This is a genomic window from Pseudomonas sp. B329 (assembly GCF_023127835.1).
Lineage (GTDB): Bacteria > Pseudomonadota > Gammaproteobacteria > Pseudomonadales > Pseudomonadaceae > Aquipseudomonas > Aquipseudomonas synxantha_A.
The window spans coordinates 73,650-84,535 of record NZ_SPKP01000020.1; the positions used below are offsets into that span (position 1 = coordinate 73,650).

A 10,886-nucleotide genomic window follows, 5' to 3' on the forward strand; every position below is an offset into this window, starting at 1 on the left:
ATAACAAATGAGAATTGATATCAAACGAGAATATGCTGAGATATGATGCGCGGCGAATTATTGGCAGGTTTGCCGCCCCATCTGGCTCATTCACTAGGTTTACATCCATGCGTCGTACCCTGATTTCAATCTGTGTGCTCCAGGCGTTTTCCCCTTTGACCTGGGCAGAGGATGCCCCTGCTGAAAAAGCCAGTATCGAGCTGCAAGCCACCAATGTGACCGCTACTGCAGACTTCGAATCGGCGCAGGGCCCGGTGCAGGGCTACCATGCCACCCGTTCAGCCAGTGCGACGCGCACCGACACCTCGATTCATGAAACCCCGCAGTCCATCAGCGTTGTCTCCAAAGACGTGGTCGAGGATATCGGCGCAACCCGCCTGCAAGATGCTCTCGACTACGCCGGCGGCGTCGGCCGCGCCAACAACTTTGGCGGCCAGGGCCTGACCACCTTCACCGTGCGTGGCTTCACCACCGGTGAGTTCTACCGCAATGGGTTCCCGATCAACCGGGGTTACCCGAACATGCCGGATGCCAACACCATCGAACGCCTTGAGGTGTTGCGCGGCCCCGCAACCATGCTCTACGGCCGTGGCGACCCCGGTGGTACGTTCAACGTGGTGTCCAAGCAACCCTTGGCCGAACGCACGGTCACCCTGGGCAGCCAGGTGAATGACCAGGGCATGAAGCGCGGCACCCTGGATGCCTCCGGCCCTCTGGACGAAGAGGGCCGTCTGGCGTATCGCCTCAACGTGGTGGGCGAGGGTGGCGATACCTTCCGCGATCATGTCGAGACCGAGCGCTACGGCGTGACGCCGGTGATCACCTGGCAGGCCACCGACGCCACCAAGGTGACCTTCGAAGGCGACTTCATGCGCAACAACCACCCGCTGGACCGTGGCCTGACGCGTTTCCCCAACCAGCGCGGCACGCCATCGCGCGATACGTTCTGGGGCGACAAGGATGCCGGCAAGCTGCACAACGACAACAACATGGCCCAGTTGCGTTTCGAGCACGCGCTCAACGACAACTGGACCCTGGGCGGCGGTTTCCAATGGTTGGACGGCAGCTTGAAAGGTAACGCCATTGAAGCCAATGGACCGAGCAGCCTGGGCGCCGATGGCCGTACCCTGCAACGCAACTTCAACTACCGCAAGCTGGAATGGACCGACAAGGATTACCAGCTCAACCTGACGGGCCACTTCTCCACGGGCGGGTTCGAGCACACCTTGCTCACCGGTATCGAGTACGAGGATTACGACTACAAGTCGATCATCCAGCGTTCCAGTGCGGCCCTGGGCACTTACCCGATCGACATCTTCAATCCGGTGTACGGCCAAACGCGACCGGCGCTGACTCGCACGCCCACCCACGATAAAGAAAACCTCAAGACCTACGCCGCCTTCGTGCAGGACCAGGTGGCACTGACCGAGCGTCTGAAAGTCTTGGCAGGTGCGCGTTTCGAGCGTTTTGAACATGACTACCAAAGTTATGTGGCGGGAGTAAAACCGTGGACCGCCGCCGACAACGCCGTCACCCCGCGTGTGGGCGTGATCTACGACCTCACCGACACCGTCGCGGTCTATGCCGACGCCGCCCGTTCGTTCAAACCCAACACCGGCGCCAGCCGCGAAGGCGGTGGTTTCGCGCCGGAGAAAGGCAAGTCCTACGAGATGGGCATCAAGTGGGAGGCGCTTGATCGTCAACTGAGCGTCGACGCGGCGATCTACCAGATCGAAAAGAAAAACGTGCTGGCCACCGACCCTTTGGACAATACCCTGAGTGTCGCGACCGGCCAGGTACGCAGCCGCGGATTTGACCTCAACGTGGCGGGCAACCTCACACCCGAGTGGCGTGTGATCGGCGGCTACGCCTACGTGGACGCCGAAGTGACCCGCGACACCACCCTGCGCGCCGGCACCCGCTTGATGAACATCCCGCGCAACAGCTTCAGCCTGCTCAACGTCTACGAGTTCCAGGACGGCGCACTCAAAGGGCTGGGCCTGGGTGCCGGTGGTAAGTACGTCGACCAGCGCGCCGGCCAGACCGCCAATACGGCCTTCTCGATGGACGCCTACACCGTGGTCGACCTGCTGGGTTACTACAAGGTCAACGAGCAGGTGCGTCTGAATCTGGACGTGAAAAACCTGTTCAACCGCGAGTATGAGGAAGGCGCGTTCGGCAATATCTACGCTTACCCAGGCGCACCACGCACCGTGCAGGTCGGAATCTCCTACACCCTATAAGGCTATACACAGTACTCAATGTGGGAGGGGGTTTGCTCCCGATAGCGGTGAGTCAGTCTCAATGTTTTTGACTGATACACCACTATCGGGAGCAAACCCCCTCCCACATTTGCAGCTGCGTTACTGTCAGGTTTGACAGTAGACAGTGAAGGGCGATGGAGGGATGTTTGCCGTTAACGTGTCAGCGTAGTGGTCGGCGCTTATTATTTTTCCAAGCCACGCTTAATAGGGATATTAAAAATGGAACAGGAACTCATAAATGAAGTTGAAGAACTGATTAAAAAAACCAACGATGCGGAGCGTCTGTTCACCCGGTACGCCACCAAGTGCTACACGTCAGCCTTGCAAAAATACGCCAAGGAAATCAGCGAGACCTCATACACGTATCTGTTGGCCGAGCTTGCCGAAAGTTCGTTGAGCTCCGAAATCCTCGGCCGGCCAGGTGCCAATATCAGCCTGGTCAGGATCGAGATAGAGGAGGTTATGCTCGAAGCCGACGTGATCAAGAAATTGAAACGGGCCGAAACCCACTATCTGGAAACGTTGGAATCGGTGCGTAAGTTCGAAGACCTTAAACGCTTTGAAAAGATGCAGGACACGTCCGATATCGTGCGCTCGATAAAACTGGGTGTGTCACGTTTCAATATCCTGTTTGTCATCCTGCTGATCGGCGGCTTGACGTGGGCGGCGATCAATCTGCCTAAAGAAGCCCTGGCGCTTATATCTGCCGCTATCGGCGGGGCTATCACCCACTTGTTGTCCGAGCGCCAGGCGGTGCTGGCGCTGAAAAAAGAGGGCGATAACACCTGCCCCAGAGCCAACAATAACAATCAGGAGTGAGTGCGACGGGGTGGGGTTACAACGGCGTCAATACATTCATCACCGTATCCAGCGCCACCCGCGTGTCATCCAGTTGTACCAGCGAAGCATGCCTTGCGCCCAGCGCATCGCGGTTCTGGATCGCGGTGAGGATTGCCTTGTGCCGGGGCAGGCTCAGGCCCTGGATATCCGGGCGGCGGTTGGTGATATTGATCGACTCGCGCAGCGGCAACGAGAGCATGTTGCACATATAGGCGAGCAGGTCGTTGCGGGTGGCGTCGGCAATCGCGCGGTGGAAGTCCAGGTCGGCCTGCAACAGGTCCTCGTGGGTCTTGGCGGTTTCCATGCCCTGGTAGGCTTGTTCGATGATGGCGATGTCTTCATCGGTGGCGGTGGTCGCGGCCATGGCAGCGATTTCCGGTTCGAGGATGCGGCGCACCCCGGCCAGTGTATTGAAGAACTCACTGTGGGGCGTGGACTGCATCAACCAGGACAGCACATCCGGGTCGAGCAGGTGCCATTTCAAGCGTGGCCGTACCACCGCACCCACCCGTGGCTTGGAATACACCAGGCCCTTGGCGCTGAGCACCCGCGTCGCCTCGCGCAACACTGAACGGCTGACCTGGTATTCCTCGCACAGCGTGGCTTCCATGGGCAACCGTTCTTCGGGCTTGAAGCGACCGGAAACGATGTGCATGCCCAGGTCCTGAACGATCTGGGCATGCTGGCTCTTGCGCGGCTTGGGCGGCTGGTGATCCATAACGACGGGCAGGCTCTGGCTTGAATTCGCCGCATCATAGCATCCCAATTAGTGGGAATGCCGTGGGACTTCCGCTCCGCGGCAGCCCACCAGGAAGTCAAAGTCGCAGCCCTGGTCGGCTTGCAGCACATGGTCGATGTACAGTTGGCGATAGCCACCGACGATCAGCTTTTGCGGTGGCGCCAGATCAGCCATGCGCGCCGCCAGCTCGGCGTCGGGGATGTCCAGGTGCAGGCGGCCATTGGCGCAGTCGAGTTCAATCCAGTCACCTTCCTTCACGGCCGCCAATGGCCCGCCGGCAGCGGCTTCCGGTGCCACGTGCAAGACCACCGTGCCGTAGGCGGTGCCGCTCATGCGCGCATCGGAAATGCGCACCATGTCAGTCACGCCCTGGGCCAGCAGTTTGGCCGGCAGTCCCATGTTGCCGACCTCGGCCATGCCTGGGTAACCCTTGGGGCCGCAGTTCTTCATGACCAGGATCGAGTTGGCGTCCACGTCCAGCTCCGGATCGTTGATGCGCGCCTTGTACATGTCGAAGTTTTCGAACACCACCGCACGGCCACGGTGTTGCATCAGTTCGGCGCTGGCGGCAGACGGCTTGAGCACCGCACCCAACGGCGCCAGATTGCCGCGCAGCACGCAGATGCCGCCGTCGGCGCGAATCGGGTTGTCGAGGGTGCGGATCACTTCGTCCTGGCCGTAGATCGGCGAGTCCTTGGTGTTCTCGCCCAGGGACTTGCCGTTGACGGTCAAGGCGTTCGGGTGTGGGATCAGGTTGGCCTCACCCAGGCGACGCAACACGGCAGGCAGGCCGCCAGCGTAGTAGAACTCTTCCATCAGGAAGCGCCCTGAGGGTTGCAGGTCGACGATGGTCGGTATGCCGCGCCCGATGCGGGTCCAGTCATCGAGGTCCAGCTCCACGCCGATGCGCCCGGCGATGGCTTTAAGATGAATCACCGCGTTGGTCGAACCGCCGATGGCCGCGTTCACGCGAATCGCGTTTTCAAACGCTTCTTTGGTGAGGATCTTCGACAGCTTCAAGTCTTCGCGCACCATCTCGACCGCACGCATACCGGACATGTGCGCCAGCACATAACGCCGCGCATCCACCGCTGGGATCGCCGCGTTGTGGGGCAGGGACGTGCCCAGTGCCTCGGCCATGCACGCCATGGTCGAGGCGGTGCCCATGGTGTTGCAGGTGCCTGCCGAGCGCGACATACCGCCTTCGGCCGCGAGGAAGTCATCCAGGGTGATGGTGCCGGCCTTGACCTGTTCGCTGAGCTGCCACACCACCGTGCCCGAGCCGATGTCCTGGCCCTTGTGTTTACCATTGAGCATCGGCCCGCCGGTGACCACGATAGCCGGGACATCACAACTGGCGGCGCCCATCAGCAGCGCCGGGGTGGTTTTGTCGCAGCCGGTCAGCAGCACCACACCGTCAATCGGGTTACCGCGAATCGCTTCTTCCACATCCATGCTTGCCAGGTTGCGGGTCAGCATCGCGGTAGGGCGCAGGTTGGATTCGCCGTTGGAGAACACCGGGAACTCCACCGGGAAGCCACCGGCCTCGATCACGCCGCGCTTGACGTGCTCGGCGATCTGGCGGAAATGCGCGTTGCACGGGGTCAGCTCCGACCAGGTGTTACAGATGCCGATGATCGGCTTGCCATGGAACTGGTGGTCGGCAATGCCCTGGTTCTTCATCCAGCTGCGGTACATGAAGCCGTTTTTGTCGGCGGTACCAAACCACTGGGCGGAGCGTAGGCCGGGCTTTTTGTCAGGCATGATCGATTCTCTTATTGTATGACTATATGTTCTATGCGTGCTTAAACATAAGCGCAAAATCGCTGCTTTGGAAGTGTTGTTTTGTAAATAGTCATACTATATAGTCTTTCTCAACTGAGGTATGACCCTGGCGGATTTCGCGAGAGGCGTCCCCCCGAGCTTCTATAAAAACAACAATCGGAGATCGACCCCATGAGCCAGGAATTGCGGCTTATTCGGCGCATCACGCTGAAACTGATTCCCTTCCTGATCCTGCTGTACCTGATCGCCTACGTAGACCGTTCCGCCGTAGGGTTCGCCAAGCTGCACATGGGCGCCGACGTAGGTATCGGTGACGCTGCCTATGGTTTGGGCGCAGGGTTGTTCTTCATCGGCTACTTTCTGTTCGAGATCCCCAGCAACCTGATGCTCGACCGCTTCGGCGCGCGGCGCTGGTTTGCGCGCATCATGATTACCTGGGGCGCCATCACCATCGGCATGGCCTTTGTGCAGGGGCCGCACAGTTTCTATGTGATGCGCTTTCTGCTGGGCGCGGCGGAAGCGGGGTTCTTCCCCGGCGTGCTGTACTACATCACCCAGTGGTTCCCGGTGCGCCATCGCGGCAAGATCCTTGGGCTGTTCATTCTCTCCCAACCCATTGCAATGATGATCACCGGGCCCGTGTCCGGTGGTTTGCTCGGCATGGACGGCATTCTTGGCCTGCACGGTTGGCAGTGGCTGTTTATCGTGATCGGCACCCCGGCGATCCTGCTGACCTGGCCGGTGCTGCGCTACCTGCCGGACGGTCCCAGGCAGGTCAGCTGGATGAGCGAGCAAGAGAAAACCTGGCTTACCGGCGAGCTGGAAAAAGACCTGCAAGCCTACGGCCAGACCCGTCACGGCAACCCGCTGCACGCGCTCAAAGACAAACGCGTGCTGTTGCTGGCGCTGTTCTACCTGCCGGTGACCCTGAGCATCTACGGCCTGGGCCTGTGGTTACCGACCTTGATCAAGCAGTTCGGTGGCAGTGACCTCACCACCGGCTTCATCTCGGCCGTGCCCTATATCTTCGGCATCATCGGCCTGCTGATCATCCCGCGCAGTTCCGATCGATTGAACGACCGCTATGGCCATCTCGCCGTGCTCTATGTGCTCGGCGCCATTGGCCTGTTCTGCAGTGCCTGGCTGAGTGTGCCGGTGCTGCAGATGGCCGCGCTGTGCCTGGCGGCCTTCGCGATGTTTTCCTGCACGGCGGTGTTCTGGACTTTGCCGGGACGTTTTTTTGCCGGTGCCAGCGCGGCGGCCGGCATCGCCTTGATCAACTCGGTGGGCAACCTTGGCGGCTATATCGGCCCGTTCGTGATCGGGGCGCTCAAGGAGTACACCGGCAACCTCGCCTCTGGCCTGTATTTCCTATCCGGCGTGATGCTGTTCGGGTTGCTGCTGACCCTCGTGGTCTACCGCTTGCTGGAGCGCAAGCATGTACTGCCGGTCGATCAATTTGCTGCCAGCGCCCGTGGCGCCACACGTACTTAAATCCAGGAGAACCTGCATGCGTTTAGTTCAGTTCGAGTTGAGCAACGGTGAGCGCCGCGTCGGCGTGGTGGAAGGCAACACCCTGCGGGAAGTGCAGGGCGCACACAGCGTGCGCGAATTGGCCCTGGCCGCTATCGAAGCCGGGGTCAAATTGCAGCAACAGGTACAGAGCCTGGGCCTGGGCGCCAGTCATGACTACGCGGCGCTGCTGGCCGAACTTAAAATCCTGCCACCGCTGGACCACCCGGACCCGGCCCATATGCTGATCAGCGGCACCGGCCTGACCCACCTGGGCAGTGCCTCGGCCCGCGACAAGATGCACCAGCAGGCCGGTGATGAAAGCGCGATGACCGACACCATGCGCATCTTCAAATGGGGCGTGGAGGGCGGCAAACCCGCTGCCGGCCAGGCCGGTGTGCAGCCGGAGTGGTTCTACAAGGGCGACGGCAGCATTGTCGTGCGTCCAGGCGCCGCCTTCCCGGTGCCGCCGTTTGCCGAAGACGCCGGCGAAGAGCCGGAAATCGGCGGCCTGTATGTGATCGGTCACGACCGCAAGCCTTATCGCCTGGGCTTCGCGGTGGGCAACGAGTTCTCCGACCATGTGATGGAACGCAAGAACTACCTGTACCTGGCCCATTCCAAACTGCGCAGTTGCAGCTATGGCCCGGAGCTGCGCGTGGGCGAGTTGCCCGCGCATCTGGCCGGTACCAGCCGCATCCTGCGTAACGGCGAGGTGATCTGGCAGAACGAATTCCTCAGCGGCGAAGCCAACATGTGCCACAGCCTGGAAAATCTTGAATACCACCACTTCAAATACAGTCAGTTTCTCAAACCGGGCGATGTGCATATTCACTTCTTCGGCACCGCCACCCTGTCATTCGCCGACGGTATACGTACTCAACCGGGCGATGTGTTCCAGATCAGCCAGGCTGAGTTCGGCGCGCCATTGATCAACGGCATCGGCACGGTCGACGCGGTATTCGAACCCGGCCACGTCATCACCCTTTAAGGAGACCTACATGACCCAGTTCCTCGGCCACAACTACATCGGCGGCCAGCGCAGCGCCAACGGCAGCGTCAAGCTGCAGAGTATCGATGCCATCACCGGCGAAGCCTTGCCCCAGGATTTCTACCAGGCCACCCCGCAAGAGGTGGATGCCGCCGCCAAAGCCGCAGCGGCCGCTTACCCGGCCTACCGCGCCTTGAGCGCCGCACGGCGTGCGCGGTTTCTGGACGCGGTGGCCGATGAGCTGGACGCGCTGGGCGATGATTTCGTCGAGTTGGTCTGTCGCGAAACGGCGTTGCCTGCTGCCCGTATCAAAGGCGAGCGCGGGCGTACCAGTGGCCAGATGCGCTTGTTCGCCACCGTGCTGCGCCGTGGTGATTTCTACGGGGCGCGTATCGACAAAGCCCAGCCCGACCGCCAGCCGTTGCCGCGTCCGGACCTGCGTCAATACCGTATCGGCCTGGGCCCGGTGGCTGTGTTCGGTGCCAGCAACTTCCCCCTGGCGTTTTCCACCGCCGGTGGCGACACCGCCGCTGCGCTGGCCGCCGGTTGCCCGGTGGTGTTCAAGGCGCACAGCGGGCACATGGCGACCGCCGAGCGCGTGGCCGATGCGATCATCCGCGCCGCCGAGGCCACCGAGATGCCCGCGGGCGTGTTCAACATGATCTTCGGCGGCGGTGTCGGTGAAGCGCTGGTCAAGCACCCGGCAATCCAGGCGGTGGGCTTTACCGGTTCGCTCAAGGGTGGTCGTGCCCTGTGCGATATGGCGGCCGCACGCCCGCAACCGATCCCGGTATTTGCCGAAATGTCGAGCATCAACCCGGTCATCGTGCTGCCCCAGGCCCTGCAAACGCGTGCCGAGAGCGTCGCCCGCGACCTGACTGCCTCGGTGGTACAAGGCTGCGGCCAGTTCTGCACCAACCCCGGACTGGTGATTGGCATCGCTTCGCCTGCGTTCACCGCGTTCACGCAACAGATCGCGCAATTGATCGGTGAGCAACCGGCGCAAACCATGCTCAACACCGGCACCCTGGACAGCTACGGCAAGGGCCTGGAAAAACTCCTGTCTCACCCGGGCATCCAGCATCTGGCAGGCAGCGCGCAAGCGGGCAACCAGGCTCAACCGCAACTGTTCAAGGCGGATGTACGCTTGCTGATCGACGACGACGAAGTGCTGCAGGAAGAAGTGTTCGGCCCCACCACGGTGTTTGTCGAGGTCGTCGACCAGGCTCAACTCAGCGCCGCCCTGCATGGGCTGCACGGCCAGTTGACCGCCACGATCATCGGCGAACCGGCTGACCTGCAACAGTTCGCCGAGTTGACGCCGCTGCTGGAGCAGAAGGTCGGGCGCATCCTGCTCAACGGTTACCCCACGGGGGTGGAAGTCTGCGATTCGATGGTGCACGGCGGGCCGTATCCGGCGACCTCCGACGCCCGCGGCACCTCGGTCGGCACCCTGGCCATCGACCGTTTCCTGCGGCCCGTGTGCTTCCAGAATTACCCTGATAGCCTGCTGCCCGACGCGTTGAAAAACGCCAACCCGTTGCGTATCCAGCGCTTGGTGGATGGCGCACCGTTTCGAGAATCACTGTAAGTCATCAGGAGGCTTCATGTCGTTGAGCGCAGTCACCCCACACCGTGCCCGGTTGGGCGAAGGGCCGTTCTGGGATGTTCGATCCCAGGCGCTTTACTGGGTGGATATCGCCGCCAAACAGGCACTGCGCTGGATGGACGGGCAGTTGCAGGTGTGGCAGTTGCCCGAGCATGTCTCGGCGTTTATTCCGTGTGAAAGCGGCGATGCGCTGGTGACCTTGAGCAGCGGTGTGTATCGCCTCGACCTGGCTACCCAGGCGCTGACCCTGCTGTGCGTGGCCGACCCGCAGCCGGGCAATCGTGGCAACGAAGCGCGCTGCGATGCCCAGGGCCGGCTGTGGCTGGGCACCATGCAGAACAATATCGGTGAGCAGGGCGAAGACCTGCCCATCACCCGGCGCTCCGGTGGCCTGTTCCGTGTCGATGCCGATGCGCGGGTCACGCCGTTGCTGACCGGGCTGGGCATTCCCAACACGTTGCTTTGGAACGAGGAGGGTAGCCAGGTGCATTTCGGCGACAGCATGGACGGCACGCTGTATCAGCATTCGATCCAGTCCGACGGCCAGCTCGAACCCGCCCAGGTATGGTTTGCACCCCATGAGCGCGGTGGGCCGGACGGCTCGGCCATGGACAGCGAGGGCTACATCTGGAACGCCCGTTGGGACGGCAGTTGCCTGCTGCGCCTGACGCCCGCAGGTGAGGTCGACCGCATCATCGAGCTGCCGGTCAGCCGTCCCACCAGTTGCGTGTTCGGTGGGCCCGACCTCACCACCTTGTATATCACCAGTGCCGCGAGTCCCTTGGATCACCCTTTGGACGGTGCGCTGTTGGCCATTGAAGTGGATGTCCCTGGCAAGCCTTGCCATCGTTTCGCCGGTTAAACCCAAGACTCAAAAACAACAACAAGAGGTGTCGTTCATGAAAAAGGTTCTACGCGTTCTGGCTGCCGCTGTTGCGTTAAGCAGCCTCAGCAGCATCGTATCCGCCGAAGAAGTGAAGATCGGCTTCCTGGTCAAGCAGGCCGAAGAGCCGTGGTTCCAGACTGAATGGGCCTTCGCCGAAAAAGCCGGCAAGGAGCATGGTTTCACTGTGATCAAGATCGCCGTGCCCGATGGCGAGAAAACCCTCTCGGCCATCGACAGCCTCGCCGCCAACGGTGCCAAGG

General features: G+C 61.3%; 8 protein-coding genes and 1 pseudogene. 7 read left to right on the forward strand and 2 right to left on the reverse strand.

Translation table 11 applies throughout. From position 1 onward, the window contains the following. Positions 1–107 precede the first annotated feature (107 nt). Positions 108–2,243, forward strand: a complete 2,136-nt coding sequence (locus E4P00_RS12345; protein ID WP_032876478.1) for a TonB-dependent receptor — start codon at positions 108–110, stop codon at positions 2,241–2,243. A gap of 240 nt (positions 2,244–2,483) precedes the next feature. Beyond that, positions 2,484–3,083: a hypothetical protein gene (locus E4P00_RS12350; RefSeq protein ID WP_078821049.1), complete on the forward strand. Its 600-nt coding sequence runs from the start codon at positions 2,484–2,486 to the stop codon at positions 3,081–3,083. A gap of 16 nt (positions 3,084–3,099) precedes the next feature. Here E4P00_RS12350 and E4P00_RS12355 read toward each other — a convergent pair whose 3' ends face one another. Beyond that, positions 3,100–3,822, reverse strand: coding sequence for a FadR/GntR family transcriptional regulator (locus E4P00_RS12355; RefSeq protein WP_005787481.1), 723 nt, complete (start codon positions 3,820–3,822; stop codon positions 3,100–3,102). Between the two features lie 48 nt (positions 3,823–3,870). Beyond that, positions 3,871–5,607, reverse strand: coding sequence for an IlvD/Edd family dehydratase (locus E4P00_RS12360; protein ID WP_103735288.1), 1,737 nt, complete (start codon positions 5,605–5,607; stop codon positions 3,871–3,873). Positions 5,608–5,799: 192 nt separating this feature from the next. Here E4P00_RS12360 and E4P00_RS12365 point away from each other — a divergent pair, with 192 nt between their 5' ends. From E4P00_RS12365 to E4P00_RS12385, 5 genes and pseudogenes are all read left to right on the forward strand, one after another. Further along, positions 5,800–7,122 carry an MFS transporter gene (locus E4P00_RS12365; protein WP_078821050.1) on the forward strand — a complete coding sequence of 441 codons (1,323 nt, stop codon included), beginning with the start codon at positions 5,800–5,802 and terminating at the stop codon, positions 7,120–7,122. Positions 7,123–7,138: 16 nt separating this feature from the next. Continuing rightward, a complete protein-coding gene (gene araD1, locus E4P00_RS12370) occupies positions 7,139–8,131 on the forward strand; it encodes an AraD1 family protein (RefSeq protein ID WP_248131624.1) in 993 nt (330 codons plus the stop codon). Between the two features lie 10 nt (positions 8,132–8,141). Further along, positions 8,142–9,722 (forward strand): aldehyde dehydrogenase (NADP(+)), encoded by a 1,581-nt coding sequence (locus tag E4P00_RS12375; protein WP_248131626.1) that lies wholly within the window; start codon positions 8,142–8,144, stop codon positions 9,720–9,722. A gap of 16 nt (positions 9,723–9,738) precedes the next feature. Next, positions 9,739–10,602 carry an SMP-30/gluconolactonase/LRE family protein gene (locus E4P00_RS12380; protein ID WP_078821053.1) on the forward strand — a complete coding sequence of 288 codons (864 nt, stop codon included), beginning with the start codon at positions 9,739–9,741 and terminating at the stop codon, positions 10,600–10,602. Positions 10,603–10,639: 37 nt separating this feature from the next. After that, positions 10,640–10,886 (forward strand): annotated as a pseudogene (locus tag E4P00_RS12385) (arabinose ABC transporter substrate-binding protein); the annotation flags it as partial.